General features: G+C 71.2%; 16 protein-coding genes. 12 read left to right on the top strand and 4 right to left on the bottom strand.

What is annotated here, in order from left to right:
* The first annotated feature begins 37 nt into the window (after positions 1 to 37).
* Positions 38 to 2,929 (top strand): vitamin B12-dependent ribonucleotide reductase, encoded by a 2,892-nt coding sequence (locus tag PUR53_RS16795; protein ID WP_329900201.1) that lies wholly within the window; start codon positions 38 to 40, stop codon positions 2,927 to 2,929.
* 90 nt (positions 2,930 to 3,019) lie between these two features.
* Here the strand turns inward: PUR53_RS16795 and PUR53_RS16800 are convergent, their stop codons facing one another.
* Positions 3,020 to 3,553, bottom strand: coding sequence for a TerD family protein (locus PUR53_RS16800; RefSeq protein WP_239757643.1), 534 nt, complete (start codon positions 3,551 to 3,553; stop codon positions 3,020 to 3,022).
* Between the two features lie 153 nt (positions 3,554 to 3,706).
* Between PUR53_RS16800 and PUR53_RS16805 the strand changes: the two genes are divergently transcribed.
* From PUR53_RS16805 to PUR53_RS16820, 4 genes are all read left to right on the top strand, one after another.
* Entirely contained in the window at positions 3,707 to 4,312 is a 606-nt protein-coding gene (locus PUR53_RS16805; protein WP_329900202.1) for a YdbC family protein, read from the top strand.
* A gap of 124 nt (positions 4,313 to 4,436) precedes the next feature.
* A complete protein-coding gene (locus PUR53_RS16810) occupies positions 4,437 to 5,096 on the top strand; it encodes a histidine phosphatase family protein (RefSeq protein ID WP_329900203.1) in 660 nt (219 codons plus the stop codon).
* Positions 5,097 to 5,108: 12 nt separating this feature from the next.
* Complete coding sequence (locus tag PUR53_RS16815; RefSeq protein ID WP_329900204.1) at positions 5,109 to 6,011, top strand: ADP-ribosylglycohydrolase family protein; 903 nt, start codon at positions 5,109 to 5,111, stop codon at positions 6,009 to 6,011.
* Positions 6,012 to 6,272: 261 nt separating this feature from the next.
* Positions 6,273 to 7,991, top strand: coding sequence for a DUF4153 domain-containing protein (locus PUR53_RS16820; RefSeq protein WP_443080314.1), 1,719 nt, complete (start codon positions 6,273 to 6,275; stop codon positions 7,989 to 7,991).
* A 96-nt stretch (positions 7,992 to 8,087) separates the two neighbouring features.
* On the opposite strand, the gene PUR53_RS16825 is transcribed toward PUR53_RS16820, so the two are convergent.
* Complete coding sequence (locus PUR53_RS16825; RefSeq protein WP_329900205.1) at positions 8,088 to 9,638, bottom strand: MFS transporter; 1,551 nt, start codon at positions 9,636 to 9,638, stop codon at positions 8,088 to 8,090.
* A gap of 170 nt (positions 9,639 to 9,808) precedes the next feature.
* Between PUR53_RS16825 and PUR53_RS16830 the strand changes: the two genes are divergently transcribed.
* From PUR53_RS16830 to PUR53_RS16840, 3 genes are all read left to right on the top strand, one after another.
* Positions 9,809 to 10,423, top strand: a complete 615-nt coding sequence (locus tag PUR53_RS16830; protein ID WP_329900206.1) for a TetR/AcrR family transcriptional regulator — start codon at positions 9,809 to 9,811, stop codon at positions 10,421 to 10,423.
* 91 nt (positions 10,424 to 10,514) lie between these two features.
* The gene (locus PUR53_RS16835) at positions 10,515 to 11,216 is read left to right on the top strand and encodes a ribonuclease HII (protein WP_239757652.1); all 702 of its coding nucleotides are present in this window, start codon (positions 10,515 to 10,517) and stop codon (positions 11,214 to 11,216) included.
* Between the two features lie 68 nt (positions 11,217 to 11,284).
* Entirely contained in the window at positions 11,285 to 11,890 is a 606-nt protein-coding gene (locus tag PUR53_RS16840; RefSeq protein ID WP_329908747.1) for a hypothetical protein, read from the top strand.
* A gap of 463 nt (positions 11,891 to 12,353) precedes the next feature.
* Here PUR53_RS16840 and PUR53_RS16845 read toward each other — a convergent pair whose 3' ends face one another.
* Positions 12,354 to 12,980: a hypothetical protein gene (locus tag PUR53_RS16845; protein ID WP_329908748.1), complete on the bottom strand. Its 627-nt coding sequence runs from the start codon at positions 12,978 to 12,980 to the stop codon at positions 12,354 to 12,356.
* Positions 12,981 to 13,237: 257 nt separating this feature from the next.
* Entirely contained in the window at positions 13,238 to 15,418 is a 2,181-nt protein-coding gene (locus PUR53_RS16850; protein WP_329900209.1) for a RecQ family ATP-dependent DNA helicase, read from the bottom strand.
* Between the two features lie 133 nt (positions 15,419 to 15,551).
* Between PUR53_RS16850 and PUR53_RS16855 the strand changes: the two genes are divergently transcribed.
* From PUR53_RS16855 to PUR53_RS16870, 4 genes are all read left to right on the top strand, one after another.
* A complete protein-coding gene (locus PUR53_RS16855; protein WP_329908749.1) occupies positions 15,552 to 17,153 on the top strand; it encodes a DUF4192 domain-containing protein in 1,602 nt (533 codons plus the stop codon).
* Positions 17,154 to 17,605: 452 nt separating this feature from the next.
* A complete protein-coding gene (locus tag PUR53_RS16860; RefSeq protein ID WP_329900375.1) occupies positions 17,606 to 19,654 on the top strand; it encodes a glycogen debranching N-terminal domain-containing protein in 2,049 nt (682 codons plus the stop codon).
* A 151-nt stretch (positions 19,655 to 19,805) separates the two neighbouring features.
* Entirely contained in the window at positions 19,806 to 20,564 is a 759-nt protein-coding gene (locus PUR53_RS16865; RefSeq protein ID WP_329900211.1) for an NUDIX hydrolase, read from the top strand.
* A gap of 104 nt (positions 20,565 to 20,668) precedes the next feature.
* Positions 20,669 to 22,627: an ABC transporter ATP-binding protein gene (locus PUR53_RS16870; protein ID WP_329908751.1), complete on the top strand. Its 1,959-nt coding sequence runs from the start codon at positions 20,669 to 20,671 to the stop codon at positions 22,625 to 22,627.
* Positions 22,628 to 22,737: the final 110 nt, after the last annotated feature.

Consider the following 22,737-nt stretch of genomic DNA (forward strand, 5'->3'; position numbering starts at 1 on the left):
GCACTTCAGGGCGTTTTCGCCCGTACAGGGAGGCGGCATGACAGAGACGGCGAGCGGTCCGGCACGGAGTTCCCGCGCCAAGGGCACCAAGGCGAGCAAGGGCCTGCGTATCGAGCGCATCCACACCACCCCGGGCGTGCACCCGTACGACGAGGTGGTCTGGGAGCGGCGTGACGTCGTCATGACCAACTGGCGCGACGGCTCGGTCAACTTCGAGCAGCGCGGCGTCGAGTTCCCCGACTTCTGGTCGGTGAACGCGGTCAACATCGTCACCAGCAAGTACTTCCGCGGTGCCGTGGGCACCCCGCAGCGCGAGACCGGCCTCAAGCAGCTGATCGACCGCATCGTGAAGACGTACACGAAGGCCGGTGAGGACAACAAGTACTTCGCCTCGCCCGCCGACGCCGAGATCTTCGAGCACGAACTGGCGTACGCCCTCCTGCACCAGATCTTCAGCTTCAACAGCCCCGTGTGGTTCAACGTGGGCACCCCGCAGCCCCAGCAGGTCTCGGCCTGTTTCATCCTGGCCGTCGACGACTCCATGGAGTCGATCCTCGACTGGTACAAGGAAGAGGGCATGATCTTCAAGGGCGGCTCGGGCGCCGGCCTGAACCTGTCCCGCATCCGTTCCTCCAAGGAGCTGCTCTCCTCCGGCGGCAACGCCTCCGGTCCCGTCTCCTTCATGCGGGGCGCCGACGCCTCCGCAGGAACGATCAAGTCGGGCGGCGCCACCCGCCGTGCCGCCAAGATGGTCGTCCTGGACGTGGACCACCCGGACGTCGAGGACTTCATCGCCACCAAGGTGAAGGAGGAGGAGAAGATCCGCGCCCTGCGCGACGCGGGCTTCGACATGGACCTGGGCGGCGACGACATCACGTCCGTCCAGTACCAGAACGCCAACAACTCGGTCCGCGTGAACGACGAGTTCATGACGGCCGTGGAGAACGGCACCGAGTTCGGCCTGCGCGCCCGGATGACCGGCGAGGTCATCGAGAAGGTCGACGCCAAGGCGCTGTTCCGCAAGCTCGCCGAGGCCGCGTGGGCTTGCGCCGACCCGGGCATCCAGTACGACGGTGTGATCAACAACTGGCACACCTGCCCCGAGTCCGGCCGTATCACCGCGTCCAACCCGTGCAGCGAGTACATGCACCTGGACAACACGTCCTGCAACCTCGCCTCGCTGAACCTGATGAAGTTCCTCAAGGACGACGGCCTCGGCCACCAGTCCTTCGAGGTCGAGCGCTTCGCCAAGGTCGTCGAGCTGGTCATCACCGCGATGGACATCTCCATCTGCTTCGCCGACTTCCCGACCCAGAAGATCGGTGAGAACACCCGCGCCTTCCGCCAGCTCGGCATCGGCTACGCCAACCTCGGCGCCCTGCTGATGGCGACCGGTCACGCGTACGACTCCGACGGCGGCCGCGCCCTCGCCGGTGCCATCACCTCGCTGATGACCGGTACGGCGTACAAGCGCTCCGCCGAACTGGCCGCGGTCGTCGGCCCGTACGACGGCTACGCCCGCAACGCGGACGCCCACAACCGCGTGATGAAGCAGCACTCCGACGCCAACGGCACGGCCGTCCGCATGGACGACCTGGACACCCCGGTGTGGGCGGCCGCCACCGAGGCCTGGCAGGACGTTCTCCGCCTCGGCGAGAAGAACGGCTTCCGCAACTCGCAGGCGTCCGTGCTCGCGCCGACCGGCACGATCGGCCTGGCCATGTCCTGCGACACCACCGGTGTCGAGCCCGACCTGGCGCTGGTCAAGTTCAAGAAGCTGGTCGGCGGCGGCTCGATGCAGATCGTCAACGGCACGGTCCCGCAGGCCCTGCGCCGCCTGGGCTACCAGGAGGAGCAGATCGAGGCGATCGTCGCCCACATCGCCGACCACGGCAATGTGATCGACGCCCCGGGCCTCAAGCAGGAGCACTACGAGGTCTTCGACTGCGCCATGGGCGAGCGCGCCATCTCCCCGATGGGCCACGTCCGCATGATGGCCGCGATCCAGCCGTGGATCTCCGGTGCCATCTCCAAGACGGTCAACATGCCGGAGACGGCGACCGTCGAGGAGGTCGAGGAGATCTACTTCGAGGCCTGGAAGCTGGGCGTCAAGGCGCTCGCGATCTACCGCGACAACTGCAAGGTCGGCCAGCCGCTCTCCGCCAAGACCAAGGAGAAGGAGAAGACGGAGATCACCGAGAAGGCCGAGGAGACGATCCGGGCCACGGTCGAGAAGGTCGTCGAGTACCGCCCGGTCCGCAAGCGCCTCCCGAAGGGCCGTCCCGGCATCACCACCTCCTTCACCGTCGGCGGCGCCGAGGGTTACATGATCGCCAACTCCTACCCGGACGACGGTCTCGGCGAGGTCTTCCTGAAGATGTCCAAGCAGGGCTCGACCCTCGCGGGCATGATGGACGCCTTCTCGATCGCCGTCTCGGTGGGTCTGCAGTACGGCGTGCCGCTGGAGACGTACGTCTCGAAGTTCACGAACATGCGCTTCGAGCCGGCCGGTATGACGGACGACCCGGACGTGCGGATGGCGGCGTCGATCGTCGACTACATCTTCCGTCGCCTGGCGCTCGACTTCCTGCCCTTCGAGACCCGCTCCGCGCTCGGCATCCACTCCGCCGAGGAGCGTCAGCGTCACCTGGAGACCGGGTCGTACGAGCCGATCGAGGAGGAGGTCGACGTCGAGGGGCTCGCCCAGTCGGCGCCGCGCCAGTCCCTGAAGGCGGTCTCCGCTCCCAAGGCCGACGAGGAGGGCGCCAAGCCCGCTCCGAAGCAGGCCCACACCAGCGCCGAGCTGGTGGAGATGCAGTTGGGCATCCAGGCGGACGCCCCGCTGTGCTTCTCCTGCGGGACGAAGATGCAGCGGGCCGGCTCCTGCTACATCTGCGAGGGCTGCGGCTCGACGAGCGGCTGCAGCTGATCTGAGCGCCCCCGGGCGCGAACCGGCGTGACAGGGCGGTGGAGCCGAAGCAAGGCTCCACCGCCCTCGGTCTGTTGTTCGGGGGGTGCGTCAGGCCCGGGGTGGGCCGCCCATGACACGGGCGAAGGTCGCCGGGTCCTCGTCGAAGCCGGTGATGCCGGGGTGGAACGTCCATTCGCCGGTGGTGTCGCGGACGAACTCGGCGACGGTCGCGGCCGTCGACCCGAGGACACCGCCGAAGTCGTCCTCCGCCAGGACGGTGTAGTCCTCACGGATGCGCAGGGCGGGCTTGGTGACGTTGACGAAGGTCCTCGTGCCCGATCCCTGCTGTATGGCGACACCGATCACGACCCGGCCGTACCGGCTGTCGAGACGGTTCAGCTCGACGGTCATGACCTCGTCCCAGCCGAAGCCCTGCCCGGTCTTGCTGTCGCGGTTGAGGGTGATGGTGCCGTCGGGCGAGCGGCTGTCGAAGTGAACGACATAGGCGGGGGCGCCGCTCGGATCGGCCGCCGAGTAGGTCGCCGCGACGATGTCGAGATCCGTCGGCGGCTGTCCGGCCGGGCTCGGGTCCCACTTCAGCGACACCTCGACCTTGCGGATGCCCTTGTTGAGGCCGTTCAACAGAACTCCCTCCCCGTTCTTCTGTGCGTGCGGGCCGAACTGCCTGGCGGTCCAGGCCAGTTGTCCATCCTCGCATGCGCGCCGGGGCGCTCGCCCGGGTGCAACCGGCCGGAGAGTGACCGCCGCCACGTTCCGTGGCCTTACCATGGCGCGGTGCTGGTCAAGTGGATTCGCTGCACCGTGGTGGACCGCCGCGGTTTCGAGCGGGGGCAGCGAAAGTGGGCGGGGCTACTGGGGGAGCCGGGATTCCGTGGACAGGGTGGGGGTTGGAGCCGGGGGCGGGCCGGTGTGGCGCACATCTTCTCGTTCTGGGAGAGCCGTGCCTTCTACGACTCCTTCATGGCGCGCTCCCATGACCGGCTCGCCGCGTCGCAGTCGGGCACCTTCAAGGACATGCAGGTCAAGCTTTTCGATCACCGGTTCGACGTGAAGACCGGTTTCGAGCCGCGCTTCACGGACGCCGATCTGGTGCGGGTCGCGCACTGCCGTGTCCATGAGGAGCGGGCCGAGCACTTCGCGCTGATGCAGGAGAAGGTCTGGAACCCCGCGATGGCGGGCTCTCCGGGCATGGTGCGGGGCCTCTTCGGCGAGGCGCCCGCTCACGAGTTCATGATCCTTTCCATGTGGCAGTCGGCCGCGGAGCACGGCAAGTACCGCGTCGAACGCATCGAACGCCTGGCCCTGAGAGCCCAGATCGAGGCCGATGTCGCGGCAATGACCGGCGACATCGTGGAGCTGGAACCGAGCTGGACGGTGTGAGGGCCCGACTCGGGTGAGTTTGCGTCCCGAACCTCAGGGGCGGGTGTGCGGGACTTGTGTGACCTACGCCGTATGGCAGCCGGACGAGTGCTCGATCCGCCCTCGTGCCCTTTAGGGTCTTGGCATGGCACGACCACGGCGCATCATCCTTGTCCGACACGGCGAGTCAACGGGCAATGTTGATGACACCGTGTACGAGCGCGAGCCCGACCACGCCCTAGCCCTCACCGATCTCGGCTGGGAGCAGGCTGAGGAGACCGGCAAACGCATCCGCGAGGTCCTCGGCCGCGAGCGCGTCAGCGTCTATGTCTCCCCCTATCGCCGGACGCACGAGACGTTCCAGGCGTTTCACCTGAACCCCGAGCTGGTGCGCGTGCGCGAGGAGCCACGGCTGCGCGAGCAGGACTGGGGCAACTGGCAGGACCCGGACGACGTACGCCTGCAGAAGGCCTACCGGGACGCGTACGGCCACTTCTTCTACCGCTTTGCGCAGGGCGAGTCCGGCGCCGACGTCTACGACCGGGTCGGCGGCTTCCTGGAGAGCCTCTTCCGCAGCTTCGAGGACCCCGACCACCCGCCGAACGTTCTGCTGGTCACCCATGGGCTCGCCATGCGGCTGTTCTGCATGCGCTGGTTCCACTGGACGGTCGCCGAGTTCGAGTCGCTGTCGAACCCCGGGAACGCGGAGATGCGGATGCTCGTTCTCGGGGAGGACGGCAAGTACACGCTCGACCGGCCGTTCGACCGCTGGCGGGACCCTGAGTCGTACGGGGCCACCAGCTAGAGTGGCAGGGCGATGACCGCTGACTCCTCTCCTCATGGCCCCCTCGAACGGGCCCTTTCCAGCCTGCGCGGACTCGCGGTGGGGGACGCGCTGGGCTCGCAGTACTTCGTGCCCGTGAACTACCCGCTGCTCAAGAACCGCGAGACCCCGTCCGGCCCCTGGCAGTGGACCGACGACACCGAGATGGCCTGCTCGGTCGTGGCCGTCCTCGCGGCCCACGGGCGGATCGACCAGGACGAACTCGCCCGCTCCTTCGCGGTGCACCACGACTTCGACCGTGGCTACGGGCCCGCGGTCAACCGTCTGCTGCGTCTGGTCCGCGAAGGCGGCGACTGGCGTGAGCTGGCCTCCGCGCTCTTCAACGGCCAGGGATCCTGGGGCAACGGCGCCGCCATGCGGATCGCCCCGTTGGGCGCCTGGTACGCGGACGACCCCGAGCAGGCCACCCACCAGGCGGAGATCTCGGCCTACCCCACGCACCAGCACCGCGAGGCCGTCGTCGGTGCCATGGCGGTCGCCGCGGCCGCCGCCCTCGCGGCCGACCCCGCCGGACCGCCGAGCGCCGGAGCCTTGCTCGACGGAGTCATCGCCCTTGTCCCGAAGAGCGCCGTCGGCGCGGGTCTGCGGCGCGCTCGGGACATGCTCGACTACGCCGACGCGGACACCGTCGCCGCCGTGCTGGGCTGTGGACGGCGTACGACGGCGCACGACACCGTGCCGTTCGCGCTCTGGTCGGCGGCACGCGCCCTCGGTGACTACGAGCGGGGCTTCTGGACGACGGCCCAGGTGGGCGGTGACGTCGACACGACCTGCGCCATCGTCGGCGGAGTGGTCGCCTCCGGTAAGGCCGGGGCGCCTCCCGAGGCATGGACGCGGCAGACCGAGGCGTTCCCGGACTGGCTCCAGGTGGGATGACCCGCCGGGGCCGGAGAAGGCGTCCGGGCGAAAGAGGACGTGCTTCCCCGGGCCCACCCGCCCCAAGCGCCTCAACTGTCACAGGAATGCCACAGTGCACTCCTCGGTCGGCCCCGTGTCCTCACCCGCGACATACCCTGTCCGCCACGCCGCCTGTTGATCATGACCAGACGCGGCGACGAGGTACCGGCCACGAACCTTCTGCCGCAGCCGCCGTGCTGCGTACGGTGGGCGGCGAGGGCCGGTCGGGGGAGGGGGCCCATGTCCGAAACACCGTCAGCACCAGGTACACCGGAAACACCGTCAGTACCAGCCACACCGGAATCCGAAGACCCGTTGCCGAGGGCTCGCGCGGGGGCGGACAAGGACCGGTCCCGGCCGACGGCACCTGCCGACGCCACAGCGGCGGGCAAGGCGGGCGGACCCGGACCCATACCGGGCGGACCCGCACCCATACCTGCTAAACCCGCACCCGTACCGGGCGGACCGTCGCCCGCCCGGCCTGGACTGATCGATTTCGCGCCCGGCGATCCCGCGCCGATCCGTACCGCGACCCTGTGGGCCGCCCTGGCCGCCGGCCTGCTCAGCATGTTCCTGCTGGGCGACGGGCTGGCGGTCAACCTGGTCTTCGTCGCCGTGCCCGCCACGCTCGCCGTGTACTTCGCGGGTCGCCGGGCGGGCCGGCGTCCTCGCCCGTGGGCCCTCGTCTGGGGCGCGGGCGGGCTGGCTCTGCTGACCGTGCCTGCGCTGCGAGCCGCCGAGTGGCCCTCGTTCCTGGCCGTCGTTACCGCCTTCGCGGTGGGTTCGCTCGCCCTGCACGGCGGCCGCACCTGGCCGGCCGTTCTGCTCGGACCCGTCGGTGTCTTCACCTCGCTGGTCACCGGCGCGGCCTGGGCGTGGCAGGGCCTGCGCGAGCGGATGGGAGGCGACCGGAGCCGTCTTGCGCCTCTGCTGAGGGCGCTTCTCGTGGCCGCGGGCCTCCTCGTCGTCTTCGGCGCGCTGTTCGCCGGGGCCGACGCGGCCTTCGCCGATCTGCTCGGCGCTCTGGTGCCCGACGTCTCCGTGAACGACGGACCCTGGAGGATCCTGCTGCTCGCACTGGGTCTGTTCGGAACCCTCGCGGCGGCCCGTACAGCGGCCGCACCCGCCCGGTGGGACCGCGTCCAGGTGCCGGCGGGGCGTGCCCGCGGCCGCGTCGAGTGGGCGCTGCCCCTGGTCGGACTCGTCGGGCTCTTCGCAGTCTTCAACGCGGTTCAACTCGCCGTGCTCTTCGGTGGCTACGACGCGGTCCTGAAGGAGACCGGCCAGACCTACGCCCAGTACGCGCGCCAGGGTTTCTGGCAGCTGCTCATGGCCACGCTGCTCACCCTGCTGGTCATCGTGGTCGCCCTGCGCTGGGCGCCACGCACCCGATCGAGTGACCGGACGCTCGTGCGCGGGGTGCTGGGCACGCTGTGCGCGCTGGCGCTCGTCGTCGTGGCGTCAGCGGTGCGGCGTATGGACATGTACGTGGAGGCCTACGGGCTGACGCGCCTGAGGATCTCGGTGCTGACCATGGAGCTCTGGCTCGGCCTGGTCATCGTGCTCATCATGGCCGCCGGTGTGTGGGGCGCCCGATGGCTGCCGCGCGCCGTCGCGGCCAGTGCGGCCGCCGTGGTGCTCGCGTTCGGGCTGGTGTCGCCGGACGGGCTGATCGCCGAGCGCAACGTCGAGCGGTACGAGACCACGGGCCGCTTCGACCTGCCCTACGCGCGAGGGTTGTCCGCCGACGCGGTGCCCGCCCTGGACCGGCTGGCGGAGCCCATGCGGTCGTGCGCGCTGTGGGACATCAAGGAGGAGTTGGACGAGCGGCAGCACGTCCCCTGGTACGCCACGAGCTGGGGCGAGGCCGAGGCCAGGCGCATTTTGGACGAGCGTCCGCCGGTGGGGGACGCGAGCGGACCGGCGTGCGGTGAGCCGGGTCCGGAGTTCTACCGCTGAGAGTCGTCGCGGCCCACGCACGGCCGGATCACGCCCTGGACTTCGTGGACCAGGGCGTGATCCGGCCGATGTGCGGCCACTCCCATGACCGTTCCGTCAGCCTCCGGCGGTGGGTCCTGCCGTGCCGGAGAGGGCTTCCAGGTCGCTCCTGCGGACCCTGATCACCAGGACGGCGGTGGCCAGGGCGAGTACGGCCATCGCGACAGCCGGTATGAAAGCCGTCGAGATGCCCTGGGAGAGCACTTCATGGCTCCAAGGAGCCGGCAACTGCTGGGTCTTGGCGAACTCGGCCTTCTGTGCGTCCGTGGCCTGGGCCATGAAGAGCTGGACCTGCTTCTCCGCCTCGTCACGGCTCGCCGTACCGAAGACCGTCGTGAGGATGGACAGGCCGAGCGAGCCGCCCACCTGCTGCGTGACGTTGAGCAGACCGGACGCCGCGCCCGCCTCGTGCGGTGCGACCCCCGACACGGCGGTCAGGGTGAGGGTCACGAAGTTCAGGCCCATGCCGAAGGCGAAGATCACCATCGGACCGAGCACACCACCGACGTAGGAACTGTCGGGGCTGATGAAGGTCTGCCAGGTCAGGCCGAGCACCACGAGCGTGGAGCCGACCACCATGAACGGCTTGGGGCCGAGCACCGGCAGGAACCGTTGCGACAGACCGGCGCCGGTGACGATGGCGACGGTCACCGGGAGGAAGGACAGACCGGCCTCGATCGGGGTGTAGCGCAGCACGTTCTGCACGAACAGCACGATGAAGAAGAACATCCCGAACATCGCCGCCGCGAGACTCAGCATGATCACGTACGTGCCCGAGCGGTTGCGGTCGGTGAACATCCGCAGCGGGGTGATGGGCTCCCTCGCACGCCTCTCGATGAGGCCGAACGCCAGCAGCAGAACCACCGCTGCCGTGAAGGAACCGATGGTCAGGCCGTCGCGCCAGCCGTTCTCCGCCGCGCGGATGAACCCGTAGACCAGCGAGGCCATACCGGCGGTCGAGGTGAGCGCGCCCGCGATGTCGAACCGTCCCGGGTGCCGCTCGGACTCGCTGATGTACATCGGGGTGAGGACGGCGATCAGCACACCGATGGGCACGTTGACGAACAGCACCCACCTCCAGTCGAGCCACTCGGTGAGCATGCCGCCCGCGAGCAGACCGATGGCGCCGCCACCGGCGGAGACGGCGGCGAAGACGCCGAACGCGCGGTTCCGCTCGGGTCCCTCCGGGAACGTCGTCGTGATGAGCGCCAGCGAGGTCGGCGACGCGATCGCTCCACCGACGCCCTGCAGGGCGCGGGCCGCGAGCAGTTGCCAGGGTTCCTGGGCGAGCCCGCCGAGCAGCGAGGCGAGCGTGAAGACCAGGATTCCGGTCATGAACACCCGGCGGCGGCCGAGGATGTCACCGGCCCGGCCGCCCAGGAGCAGCAGACCGCCGAAGGTCAGCGTGTAGGCGCTGACCACCCATGTCAGGTCGGTGGTGCTGAACTTGAGCGCGTCTTGAATGTGCGGGAGGGCGATGTTCACAATCGTCGCGTCGAGTACCACCATGAGTTGGCAGGCCGCGATGACGGTGAGTGCGATGCCGGGGCGCCCCTCCCGGCGGGCAGCTCCCGGCTTCTGATCCTTAATCAACGGAGAGGTTGTCACTATGGGTCCCCCACAAGTGCCTTAGTGAACGCTCGCGTTCACTGACGCGTCCACGGTAGTGAGTCCCCCTTAGTGAACGCAAGCGTTCATTGAGTCGCCGCCGCGGTCCGCGTCGTCCGTCCGCTTCCGCTTTCGGCACCCCCGCCCCCTGGCTCAACGGAGAAACACAGATGGTCACTTCGCGCTGGACGACCGCTCCCGCCCCGACGGTCTCCCCGCGTCGGCGCGGCGCCGTGCTCGAGCGTGCGATCCTCGACGCCGCGCTGGAGCAGCTCAGCACGGTCGGCTGGAGCGGCCTCACCATGGAGGGAGTCGCCGCGGGCGCCCAGACGGGCAAGGCGGCGGTCTATCGACGCTGGCCCTCCAAGGAGGACCTGGTCGCCGACGCCCTGCAGGCCGGGCTGCCGCGTTTCGAAGAGGCGCCCGACCTCGGGAGCGTGCGCGAGGATCTGCTGGCGCTGTGCCGTCAGGCACGTGAGGCGATGTTCTCCCGCCCCGGGTTCGCTCTGCGGTCGGTGATTCACGAATGCGACACCATCCAGGCCGAGCGCTTCCATGGCGTGATCATCGAGGGGGTCGTGCAGCCGACGGTCAAGCTGCTGCGCGAGGTCGTCGAGCGTGGAATTCGGCGGGGTGAGGTGCGGCCCGACGCGGCCAACGGCTATGTCTTCGACGCGATTCCGGCCATGATGATGTACCGCTCGAAGATGTGCGGGAGCGAATGGAGCGAGCGGGAGATCGAGGAGATGATCGACCGGTTGATGGTTCCGTTGCTGCGCCGGTGAGGTGCCTGAGCGCAGTCGGTGAGAGGGGCGCGGTTGCCCCGGGAAACCTGGGTGTCGCGCGGGGACGCGGGCGGCGTAGGCTAAGGGCGCCATGCCGTACGAACCACCTACTCACACCGTCGAGCGCTCGCTGCGCGCCACGACCGGAGCGAAGGTCATTGCCGGTGTCGACGAGGTGGGGCGCGGAGCGTGGGCCGGCCCCGTCACCGTCTGCGCGGCGATCACCGGACTGCGCCGACCGCCCGAGGGCCTCACCGACTCCAAGCTCCTGACGATCAAGCGACGCGAGTCGCTCGCCGCGGAACTGCTGACGTGGGTCACCTCGCACGCCCTCGGTCACGCCTCTCCGGAGGAGATCGACGACCTGGGCATGACGGCCGCGCTGCGGCTGGCCGCCGTGCGGGCTCTGGAGGCCCTTCCGATACGGCCCGACGCGGTCATCCTCGACGGCAAGCACGACTACCTGGGGTCACCCTGGCGCGTCCGTACGGTGATCAAGGGCGATCAGTCCTGTGTCGCCGTCGCGGCCGCCTCGGTGATCGCCAAGGTTCAGCGCGACAAAATGATGGCCGAACTGGGTGTCGACCATGCAGACTTCGGTTTCGCGGCCAATGCCGGGTATCCGTCGCCTGTCCACAAGGCCGCGCTGGCGGAGCGGGGCCCCACCCCGTACCACCGGTTGTCGTGGGCGTATCTTGATGCGCTGCCCCAGTGGCGGCACCTCAAGAAGGCCCGCAACTGGGCGGACGGAAGCGTTCCGGAGATCGAGGGTCAGCTCGGCTTCGATTTCTGACGGATTCGTTCGCACTCATGTGCCACCCGCCGACGCGTGTCGCACCGACGTTTGATAAACATCAGCTCATGCCTCTCATTCCCGAGGAGCCTCAGATTCACGAGAGTGCCCAGGGCCCGCGTGCCACTCCGGCCAGCGGCCGGGTCGCGCCGACCCCCCGTCCCGTACCCGGTCCCCGTCCCGCGGCTCCGCCGCGTCCCGGTCGTCCGGGTCCTGCCCGGCCGGTGCCGGCCCAGCGCGCGGCTCACGCCGCGGCCAAGCCCGGGCCGTCCGCTCCTGCCGCAACCCCGCAGATCCAGCTGATCCCGGCCTCGGCCGAGGGTGCGCTGGACGCCGCCGAGGAAGCCGTCGACCTGTTGTTGGAGTCGGGCCGTGCTCCCGGTGACGTGCTGGTGATCACCACCGGCGAGTCGCATCCGTGGGCCGACCACGAGCTCTCCTTCGGCGAGGCCGCCTACTGGGCGCAGCACGACGCGGGCGACGACGTCTTCTACGCCGATGCCTCGGCCACCGACCGGGCCGCGCCGCGTCCCGTCGTCGTGGTCGCCGTCAACGGCGGAACCGATGCCGTCACCGCTCAGGCGCTGCCCAAGGCCCTCGGCCGGGCCCGGACCCTGCTGATCGTGTGCGGCGACCCGCAGACGATCAACTCGGTGCTGGGCGCCGGAGTCTGAGCGACTGCGGACCCCGCCCCCGGTCGGCCCGCGAGGGCCCGCCGGGGAGCCGTGTGTGCCCGGGGGCGACCTGGGTGGCACTGCGGCCACACCCCGTGATGGGGCGCTTCGGCGTGCCTGCGGGGTGTTTCGGCGTTGTGGGGGAGTGAATCGCCAGGCGCGTGGTGGGCGTTACTGCGCTGCCGTGCCGCGGCTCAGCAACGCTCAGCTTGTGGGTGCGGTGCGGTGCGGTGCGGTCGGATGCCGTGGACGTGTGGCGGGGGTGCGGAGCCATGTCGCCCCGTGCTCGGCGTGTGGCTGCATCCCGCGGACTCTGGCGGGGGGTGGTTGCGGGCGTGTGGGTGCCCGGGACGGGCATTCGCTGGGTCTGGGCAGGCATTCGCTTGGCCTGGGCGGGCATTCCCTTGGTCCGGGCCGGGCGCCGAAGCGGCTCGGAGCGGATGAGGCTCGGAGCGCCTGCGGCTCAGCGCGCCGCGGCTCGGCGCAGTACCTCCGACGCGACGCCACCGGTGCGTGGCATGGGCGGCGGCGCGACAGCCGTGGCGAAGGGCTCGGCCGGTGAGTCCGCGTGGGGACGGCGACCCCCTCGGCCCTCGCCGAGGACCTGCCAGCCGTCACGTGTCAGTGTGATGTACGCCCCGCAGCGCAGCCCGTGCAGTGTGCAGGCGTCCCGCAGCCCCCACATCCACGCCCCGTCCTCCTCCGTCCAACGCGCGTCGCCGTCACGGCAGTAGAGCAGCACGGCTGTACGCACCGGGGTGCGCCGGCGCAGATCGTGCGGAATGACCCGGCGCAGCTGGGCGAGGAGAGCGTTGCGGAACATCCAGCCGTCGGCCGGGGCCGGACGCCGGACGAACGAGGCGCTCGCCCTCAACCGCTCGTCCGGATCCAGCACGGCGATGACCGCCGTCGCGGGCCGGGGCTGATGGCGCGCGTGCAGTCCGCTGACGACCTCCCGGGGATTGCGCAGCAGCGGAATCCCTGCGGCGGCCCATTCCGCGGGCTCGAGCAACCGGTTGGCGGAAGTGGCGGAGAGGTCGGCAGAGGTCGACACGGAAGCCGCCGAGGACGGAGCGAATCCGAAGGTCACGATCCTCCCTTCGGCTACGCGCCCACACAGCGGGCGAGGGTCGGACTTGGGGGAGCGCACGCCGCAGCAGAAGCCCTACCGATTCACGAGTGGGCCGTGCGGGGAGCGGACCCCAATTCTTCCTGGCGAACTTGGTTGCGGCAACGAGCAATTGGGGCCACTGGCAGTTTTGTGGTGATCCACCGCTTATATCCCTGCGCATGGGACGCGCCCGCAACGCCCAAGCGGCACGGAACTCACGCGTGGTTGACGGTCGGTCACCCCCGGACGGCGAGCACGAGCGGCAACACCCCCTGTGCGCCCGCGCGCCGGAGCACGCGCGTGGCGACCGCGAGGGTCCAGCCGGTCTCCGTGGCGTCGTCGATCAGCAGAACGGGCCCGTCCGCTTCCTCGAGCGCGGCGGCCAGTTCGGGTGGCACGGTCAGCGCCCCGTCGAGCGCCTTGAGCCGTTGTGCGCTGTTGCTGCGGGTGACCTGCGTAACCGCGCCGGTGTACGCCACCGAACCCAGCAGCGGCAGACGCCCGATCTCGGCGATCCGCGCGCCCAGGGAACCGATCAACTGCGGCCGGGTACGGGAGGCCATGGTGACGACACCCACTGGTCGGGGTTGTGCGTCGGTCTGCCCGGAGGCCCAGCCGCCGGGGCCCTTCGCCCAGTCGGCCAGTACGGCCACCACCGCCTTCGCCACGTCGTCCGGAACCGGCCCGTCCGGGGCTTGCGGCGCGAGCATCGGCCGCAGTCGGTTGCCCCAGCCGATGTCCGACAGCCGCCCCAACGCTCGCCCTGGAGCCGCCTGTTCACCGGCCGGAATACGTCCTTTCAGATTGACGCCGACCGCCGGCAGCCCGGTCGGCCACATCTTGCGGGGCTCCACCTCGACCCCTGCCCGGCCCAACTCGCCGCGCGCCGCGTCCAGCGCCGCCGAGGAGACGGATTCCGCGAACCTGGGCTTGGTGCAGGTGTCGCACCGCCCGCAGGGCGCGGCCTCCTCGTCGTCCAGCTGCCGTCGCAGGAACTCCATCCGGCAGCCCGGCGTCGTGACGTAGTCGCGCATGGCCTGCTGCTCGGCCGCGCGCTGCTTGGCGACCCAGGCGTAGCGCTCGGTGTCGTACGTCCAAGGAACGCCGGTGGAGACCCAGCCTCCCTGGACGCGGCGGACCGCGCCGTCCACGTCGAGGACCTTCAGCATCGTCTCCAACCGGGAACGACGCAGTTCCACCAGCGGTTCGAGGGCGGGCAGGGACAGCGGTCGCTCGGCGTGTGCCAGGACGTCCAGGGTCCGGCGCACCTGCTCCTCCGGAGGGAAGGCGACCGAGGCGAAGTACTCCCAGATCGCCTGGTCCTCCTTGCCGGGCAGCAGCAGCACCTCGGCGTGCTCGACTCCGCGACCCGCGCGGCCCACCTGCTGGTAGTAGGCGATGGGGGAGGACGGCGAGCCCAGGTGCACCACGAACCCCAGGTCGGGCTTGTCGAAGCCCATCCCCAGAGCAGAGGTGGCGACCAGGGCCTTGACCCGGTTGGCGAGGAGGTCCTCCTCGGCCTGCTGCCGGTCGGCGTTCTCCGTCTTGCCGGTGTACGACGTCACGGTGTGCCCGCACTGGCGGAGGAACGCGGTCACCTCCTCGGCGGCGGCCACGGTGAGCGTGTAGATGATCCCGGAGCCCGGCAACTCGTCCAGGTGGTCGGCGAGCCAGGCCATCCGGTGGGCGGCGTCCGGCAGCTCGAGCACACCGAGGCTCAGGCTCTCGCGGTCCAGCGGCCCGCGCAGGACCAGGGCGTCCGTGCCGCCGCCGGTGCCGAGCTGCTCCGCCACGTCGGCCGTCACGCGCGCGTTGGCTGTCGCGGTCGTGGCGAGCACCGGCACTCCCGGCGGCAGGTCGGCCAGCATGGTGCGCAGTCGGCGGTAGTCGGGGCGGAAGTCATGACCCCAGTCCGAGATGCAGTGCGCCTCGTCGACCACGAGCAGCCCGGTCGCGGCCGCCAACTCGGGCAGGACCTGGTCACGGAAGTCGGGGTTGTTGAGCCGCTCCGGGCTGACCAGGAGCACGTCGACCGTGCCCGCGGTGACCTCCTGGCGGATGGTGTCCCACTCCTCGGTGTTCGACGAGTTGATCGTCCGCGCGTGGATGCCGGCGCGGGCGGCCGCATCCACCTGGTTGCGCATGAGGGCGAGAAGCGGGGAGACGATGACGGTGGGGCCAGCGCCCCGCTCGCGCAGCAGCGCGGTCGCGACGAAGTACACCGCGGACTTGCCCCAGCCCGTGCGCTGCACCACCAGGGCTCTGCGCTGATCCGCGACCAGCGCCTCGATGGCGTGCCACTGGTCCTCGCGCAGTCGCGCGGCGCCCGCCGACGCGCCGACGAGTCGGGCGAGCACGGTGTCGGCGGCCGTACGCAGCTCTTGGCGGTCCGTGGGGGGCAGGTCTTCGTCGCTCATGGCCCCATGCAACCCGATGCCTCGGACATCGCGCGAACGAGAGGAGCGAACTGTGGACAGGTTCTGACGTGGTCATGGTCGGACTTATCCACAGGGCAAAGCGGAATCTCGAGATCCGCGAGATGGTCGCCGCATGACGAATCACAGCGAAGCGGCCGGGACCTCCGGCAACAGTGACATCAGCGGGCAGAACGGATGCGGGGGAAGGGACGAGCCCTCCGCCTACCTGGGGCACGGAGCGACCGCCGGACCTCCCGACGGCCAGCAGGTGACTCTCCGCACCCCTGCCGAGCTGGCCGACGCCCTGCCCTACCTGCTCGGATATCGCCCCGAGGACAGCATCGTCCTCGTCGCACTGCATGACCAGGACGCCCGAGGTCGGTTCGGCGGCCGCGCACGTCTGGGCATCCCTGCCCAGACGGACGACTGGCCGTCCGTGGCCCAACAACTGGCCCACGGGCTGGTGACCGGAAGCGAGCGTCGAGGAGCCAGGCCGGAGAGCATGGTCGCCTTCCTCTGCCAGGACCCGGCGAGCGGTGAATCGCCACGCGACGTCATGGAACGCCTGCGACCCCTCGCCCAACTGCTGCGCAGGGCCTGCGGCACCCTGGACGTGCCGGTCGTCGAGGCCCTGTGCATCTCCGACGGTCGGTTCTGGTCCTACTGCTGTCCCGGCAACGGATGTTGTTCCGCCGACGGAGAGCCCATGGGCCTACCGGGTACCTCCGTGCTGGCCGCCGCCGCGACCTACGCGGGCCTCCAGGTGCGCGGCACGCTCAAGGAGATGAGGGCCAGGCTGTTGCCCTGGGAGACCGCAGCCGCGCTGCAGCAGGAAGCCGCCCTCGACGCCGCGCAGTCCGCGCTCGTCCCACGCATTCTGCACGCGGAGAGCCGCGCGGACGTGGCCGAGGAGACCCTCGCCGTGGCGCAGCGCGTCATCGAGCGCCTGGCCGCCGCTCCGGCCGTCCACGGCACACTGGACGCGGACCTGCACGACGACGAACTCGTCGGGCACGAGGACGCGGCCACACTGATCCTCGGACTCCAGGACCGCGCCACCCGCGACCGCGCCGCCGAATGGATGGAGGGCGACGACGCCGGCCCGGCCCTCCGGCTCTGGCGGGCCCTCGCCCGCCGCTGCGTCGGTCCCTACGGCGAGCATGCCGCCGCCCCGCTCACGCTGGTGGGCTGGGTCGCCTGGTCCTCGGGGGACGAACTGGAGGCCCGTGAGGCCCTGGCCATGGCTCTCGCCGCGGACCCCGACTACCTCTTCGCCCGTCTCCTGCACCAGGCCTGCAACGAAGGCCTCGACCCCGAATCCATTCGCCGCTGCCTGCGCGCCGAGCGCAGGGGACGCGGCTTGACGTCGACCTCCGGTGCCGGCGCCGGCACCGGCACCAGGGGCAGTGAGGGTGCCGCCGGGGCCGCGGTCAGTGAGGGTGCCGGTGCCGACGGCGGGGAGAGCCCTTCCGGCCAGCGTCCGGTCACGCAGTCGACCTCGGCCGAGCCCTGCGCCGCTACGGGCCCCCGGCGCCGGCGCAGGGCACACCCGGACGGGAGCGCCGACACCCGCACCGTCCGGCGATCACCCGGCGCCGCTCACCCCCGCCGATCGCGCTCCATTGCCGCCAAGGCACCTGCCGGCCGACGACCGGGGAGCACGGCCGACGGCGCGAGCGCCCGGGCGCGGGCCCGCCGCGGTGGCGGTGGCCAGACCACCGAGGGGGAGACGTGAGCGCGCCGAAGCGGCGCGGGGCGTGGAGGGGGGTGCTGTTCTGGATCGGGGCGTGGCTGAGCGCGCGGTTCCCCTACAAGCCCGTCGCAGCCACCTCGCTCAGTCTCTGGACACTCGGCTTCCTGGGCCCGGGGCGTGACCCGGAGCGGAGCCGCTCCGTTCACCTGAGTGGCGGTACCCGTGGCCTGGCCTCGTTGCCGTCGCACCCCGTCCCTCTCCGGCTCCCCACCTGGTGCCGAGCGCACCCCACGCGCGCCGAAGACAGAAGAAGCCACTCCATGCCCCTGCCCTCCATGTCCGATGCCGACAACGTCCCGTCCTTCCTCAGGTCGGCCCTCCCCGCCGCCCGGGGCGGCGGGGAGGGAACCGGCGCTCCACGCACGGCCATCCGCAGTCCAGCGCCCCGCAGCTCGGGCTCACGCCCACCGGTGCGGAGCGGCCCGGTGCCCGCGATGCCAGCCGTGCCCGCCGCGCGCGGCTCGACCGGGGTGCCGCATCCGGCCACCGGAAGCCCTTCGCCCCCGCAGACGTCGCCCTCCGTTCCCCGCCGCCCAGCGGAGCTGCCACCGGCCCACACGACGCTGATCTGTGTCGCCCTGCCGGGCCTCGCGATCTCGACGGAGCAGGGCCAACTGAACGGCCGGGGACTGGAGGGCTTCTACCGTGCCGGACGGCGCATGCTCTCCCGCTGCCAGGTGAGGGTGGCCGGACGGGAACCGCTCGCCGTGCAGGCGCGGATGGTCTCGGCCGACCGAGCCCGGTTCATGGCGACGCTGCGGATGTCCACCGAGGCGGGGCCGGACCCGGACGTCATGGTCGAACGCACACGGTATGCCGACGGCACCGAGCGGATCACTCTGCACAGCACGGCCCGCCGTCCAATGCGCCTGCCCGTCGAGGTGTCCCTGGGGACGGATCTCGCGGAATTGGGCGCCGTCGCCTCCGGCAGCGCCGGTCCGGAACTGCCGGCGAGTGTGCACGACTCCGGCCTCCGCTGGTCCAGTCCGCACGGGCACTCCACGGTGACAGCCCATCCGCCGCCCGCCGACGCCCTGGCCTCCGCGGGGCTGCTGCGCTGGGAGTTGGAGCTGCCGCCCGGCGGCACCCGCAGCGTGGAGCTACGGGTGCGACCGGCCGGCGCGGGTCCCATCAGACCGGTGGGACGGGGGGCCACGAGCCCCCTCTCCCAGGCCGGGGCGGCGGGCGACGACCCGACGGCACAGTCGTTGCTGCACACGTGCCTGGAGGACCTCGAAGCCCTCCTGCTGCGCGACCCGAAGAACCCGTCCGACACCCACCTCGCGGCCGGCGCGCCCTGGCGCTGCGGCATGGCCCCGGCCGACGCACTGGCCGCTGCCCGGATGACGCTGCCGCTGGGCACCCGCCTCGCCGCCGGCACCCTGCGCACCCTCGCCCGCACCCAACGCGTGGGCCGGGAAGCACAGTCCGGCATGATCCCGGGCCCTCGACGGGACGCGGGCCCGCATCTGCCGCCGGGCTGCACCGGCACCGAGGCGTCCCTCCTGTTCCCCGTGCTCCTCGCGGAGGCCAGGAGGTGGGGACTCCCCGAGCAGGAGACCGAGGAACTGCTGCCCGCCGCCGAGCGCTGCCTGCGGTGGCTGCGGGGCGCTGTCGGAAGCGGTCCCTATCTGCCCGACCCGCGCCCAGGGGGCCCGCTGCGCTGCGAGACACAGGCGCACGCCCACCGGGCAGCGCTGCTGGGCGCGGACCTCCTCGACGCGTACGGCCGACCGGGCGGGGCCGAGCTACGGGACTGGGCGAGAGAACTGCGGGCCCGCTTCGCGGTGGACTTCTGGGTCGAGGACCGGGGTGGCGGCAGACCCGCGGCCGCCCGTACCCCGGACGGACGTGTCGTGCCGCATCTGGGTGCCGGTGCCGCCCACCTTCTCGACACCGGGTTGCTGGGTGCCGGGGAGCAGGCCCCCGGACTTCTCGACAAGGTGCGGACCGAGCAGCTGGCGCGGCTGCTCGGAGGGCCGGCCATGGACTCAGGGTGGGGATTGCGGAGCCTGGGGGCGAAAGAAACGGGCTACAACCCCTTCGGCCATCGCAGCGGCGCCGTCCGCGTGCAGGAGACGGCGATCGCGGTGGCGGGGCTGGCGGCCGCCGGGTACGAGAAGGAGGCGAGCGCGCTTCTGCGAGGGGTGCTGGCGGCGGCGGAGAGCTTCGACCGTCGGCTGCCCGAGATGTACGCGGGCGAGCAGCGGACGGCGGGAAGCGCCCCGCTGCCCCACCCCGCGTCCTGCAGACCGGCCGCGACGGCCGCGGCCGCGGGGGTGCTGCTGCTCACCACCCTCGTCGGAATCCGGCCCGACGCCCCCGCAGGGACGGTGACGCTGCGGCCGGTGCGCAGCGCGCCGCTCGGAGAGATCGGGATGACGGGACTGCGTGTCGCGGGCGCTCCGTTCGCCGTACGAGTCAGCAGGCTCGGGCTCGCGATGGTCGAGGAGGCGGCCGATGGACTGCAGTTGGGAGTGTGACCTCCCGTGACGTGCGAGGGAACAGCAGACGGCGCATGGTGCACGAGGTTGGCGGTCGGTCCGCGGGACCGGTACCGGACAGAAGTGGATCAAGTGGGGAAGCGACCCTGAAGGGAGTGTTTATCGTCAGGCAGACGACTATGATCGCGGCATGCCCTACGACCCGTCGGACTATCCGCCCTTCGCCGTCACCGTGGACCTGGTCGTACTGACCGTCCGTCGCCATGCGCTCTGTGCGCTGACGGTGCGACGGGGCGAGCAGCCGTTCCAGGGGCGGTGGGCGTTGCCCGGTGGTTTCGTCCGGCCGGACGAGGATCTGTCGCAGGCGGCGGCGAGGGAGCTGGCGGAGGAGACCGGGCTCACCGCCCACGAACCGTCCGAGCCCGCGCAGGACAACGGCGCACACCTGGAGCAGTTGGCGACCTACGGCGACCCGAAGCGCGACCCGCGGATGAGGGTCGTCAGCGTCGCCCATCTCGCCCTCGCCCCGGACCTGCCCGCACCCCGGCCGGGCGGGGACGCCAACAGCGCACGCTGGGCACCCGTAGAGGAACTGCTGGCGCAGGGCGGTTACGGCCGTGACGGCGAGCCGATGGCGCCGCTGGCCTTCGATCACGCGCAGATCCTCGCGGACGGGGTGGAGCGCGCCCGTTCCAAGATCGAGTACTCCTCGCTGGCCACGGCTTTCTGCCCGCCGGAGTTCACGGTCGGCGAGCTGCGGCGTGTCTACGAGGCCGTGTGGGGGGTGGCCCTCGATCCACGCAACTTCCATCGCAAGGTGACGGGTACGCCGGGCTTCCTGGTGCCCACCGGCGGCACCACCACGCGGCAGGGCGGCCGTCCCGCCCAGCTCTTCCGCGCCGGCGGCGCCACCCTCCTCAACCCGCCGATGCTGCGCCCGGAGGTCTGACGCACGCGCGGCCCGGGCCCTCTCCACCGCGTTCGGCTGTCTTGGCCGTGCGGTGAGCCTCAAGGTGCCCGAAAAAACGGACATACCGCGCTATCTTGCCTAGGGTGATCCAGGCCATCGGATTGACCAGCAACCCTCGCAAGGAGTTTCCGCCCGCCGTCGACGATGTGTCCTTCGAGGCGCACTCCGGTCGCGTCACCGCACTCCTCGGGGCCCCCGGGGCGGGTAAGTCGACAGCGCTGAAACTCCTGCTCGAACTTCAACAGGGCCGTGGCGTCGCCTACTTCAGAGGGCGACCCCTGCACCGCATCGCCCACCCCTCGCGCGAGGTGGGCGTGCTCCTCGGCGAAGTGCCCGGCCATCCGGCCCGCACCGTCCGAGGCCATCTGCGCATGCTGTGCGCGGCCGCGGGGGTGCCCACGCGGAGGGCCGACGAAGTCCTGGAGGTCGTGGGCCTGGTCAGTCTGCGCGACGCGCGGCTGAGCACGCTCTCGCGGGGCATGGACCGCCGCCTCGGTCTGGCCTGTGCGCTGCTGTCCGACCCGCACACCCTCGTGCTGGACGAGCCGGCCGACGGGCTGGCCGTCCGTGAAGGCCGGTGGCTCCACGGAATCGTGCGGGCGCACGCGGACCAGGGCGGCACGGTCCTGTTCACCACCGCCGACCCCAAGGAGGCCGCGCGCACCGCCGACCGGGTCCTCACCCTCGAACAGGGCAGGCTGGTCGCCGATCAGGAGGTCGCCGACTTCTCCCGGACCCGGCTGCGACCCAGGGTCGCCGTCCGCACCCCGTACGCGGCCCGGCTGGAGGCGCTGCTCACCAAGGAGGCCCGGACCGCACGGCGTTCCGTGGAGATCGTGCCGGAGGGAGGCAACCGGCTGTCGGTGTACGGCAGTACGTGTGCGGAGATCGGGGAGGTCGCGTTCCGGCACGGCATCCTGGTGCACCAACTCGCGGACGAGATCGGTGACATGGGTCCCGTTCCGCAGATGCCGCCGGTGGCGGTCGAGGACGATCCGGAGTGGGGTCAGGGCGCGCCCGACCCGGTCCGAGGGGAGCGGGGGCCGCTCGAGACGCACCGGGCGGCCGCCGAGGAGCCTCGGGCGTGCACGTTCGCGAGCGAGCCGCAGACCCTGGAGTCGGCCTATGGCGAAGCGGGGGGCGACGACGAGCCCCGAACCGCCCTCGCGGCCGATGTCGACACCGCGCCGCCCGACGCGCGTCCGTCCGAGACGGGCACGTTGCCCCCCTCGCCGGCGCTGCTCCCGCCGCCCATCACCGTGCGGTCGGCGCCGAGCCCGCTGCGTCCGTTGCGATACGAGTTGCGGCGGGCGGGCGGGGTCGGCACCGCGTATGTCACTGCCGTGGCCGTGCTCGTCACGTCCGCCCTCATGGCGGTGGTCCTGGCCCGGATCGGGCACACCCCGCAGCCGCGACTGCTGGCCGCGTGGCCGCGGGAGCTGCCGCTGCCGCCCGCCGCCATCGGCTCGGGGCTGCTCGGGGCCATGGCCTTCGGTGACGAGTTCCGCCACCCCGCCCTGGCCGCGGACCGTGGCACCGTGCCGCGTCGCCTGGGCCTACTGGTCGCGAAGCTCCTCGTCGCGGCGGCCACCGCGGTGCTCCTGGCGGTCCTCGCCGTGGGCTGCGACCTCGAAGTGCTCTACCTCGTCTACGGGCCGGAGCTCATCTCCGTCCCCGCCGACTGGCTGTCGCTCGGCGCGAGTTGGGTCGGGCTCGTCGTGGGGTGCGCCTGGGCGGGGGTGCTCGCGGCGGGGGTCTTCCGCTCCACGTCCGCGGGGCTCGCCGCCGTGGTCGCCGTGCCCCTCCTTGTCGTACCCCTGGTGCAGAAGGCGCTGGAGGGATCGTCCGTGCGCAGCGCGATCGGGTTTCCGATGCGGCTGCGCGAGCTCGTGCTGGTGCAGTGGCCGTTCGGGGGAGAGCGCTATCTGGAAGCGGTGGCGCGGGCGATCGCCCAACCCGTCGGCGGGGCGCTGCTGTTGTCGTTGACCGCGCTGCTGGGGGCCTACGTCGTCACGAACCTGCGCGGCCGGGTCCGCGGATGACCGCCGCCATCCTTTCGTGCTCACCGTCCGTGCTCTTCCGCCGACGCAATGCGCACAACTCCTCGTAGAACGCCCATTTCTTTCCGATAAGGCGTCAATTGCGACGGGGT

Origin of the sequence: Streptomyces sp. SP18BB07, from assembly GCF_036322545.1 — a bacterium.
In the GTDB taxonomy this organism is placed as follows: Bacteria; Actinomycetota; Actinomycetes; order Streptomycetales; family Streptomycetaceae; genus Streptomyces; species Streptomyces deccanensis.

Bases quoted from the DNA above. Each gene is read 5' to 3' on its own strand.
- PUR53_RS16795 (WP_329900201.1), top strand. From the start codon at position 38: ATGACAGAGACGGCGAGCGGTCCGGCACGGAGTTCCCGCGCCAAGGGC.
- PUR53_RS16810 (WP_329900203.1), top strand. From the start codon at position 4,437: ATGGCACGACCACGGCGCATCATCCTTGTCCGACACGGCGAGTCAACG.
- PUR53_RS16815 (WP_329900204.1), top strand. From the start codon at position 5,109: ATGACCGCTGACTCCTCTCCTCATGGCCCCCTCGAACGGGCCCTTTCC.
- PUR53_RS16820 (WP_443080314.1), top strand. From the start codon at position 6,273: ATGTCCGAAACACCGTCAGCACCAGGTACACCGGAAACACCGTCAGTA.
- PUR53_RS16830 (WP_329900206.1), top strand. From the start codon at position 9,809: ATGGTCACTTCGCGCTGGACGACCGCTCCCGCCCCGACGGTCTCCCCG.
- PUR53_RS16835 (WP_239757652.1), top strand. From the start codon at position 10,515: ATGCCGTACGAACCACCTACTCACACCGTCGAGCGCTCGCTGCGCGCC.
- PUR53_RS16840 (WP_329908747.1), top strand. From the start codon at position 11,285: ATGCCTCTCATTCCCGAGGAGCCTCAGATTCACGAGAGTGCCCAGGGC.
- PUR53_RS16850 (WP_329900209.1), bottom strand. From the start codon at position 15,418: ATGAGCGACGAAGACCTGCCCCCCACGGACCGCCAAGAGCTGCGTACG.
- PUR53_RS16855 (WP_329908749.1), top strand. From the start codon at position 15,552: ATGACGAATCACAGCGAAGCGGCCGGGACCTCCGGCAACAGTGACATC.
- PUR53_RS16860 (WP_329900375.1), top strand. From the start codon at position 17,606: ATGCCAGCCGTGCCCGCCGCGCGCGGCTCGACCGGGGTGCCGCATCCG.
- PUR53_RS16865 (WP_329900211.1), top strand. From the start codon at position 19,806: ATGCCCTACGACCCGTCGGACTATCCGCCCTTCGCCGTCACCGTGGAC.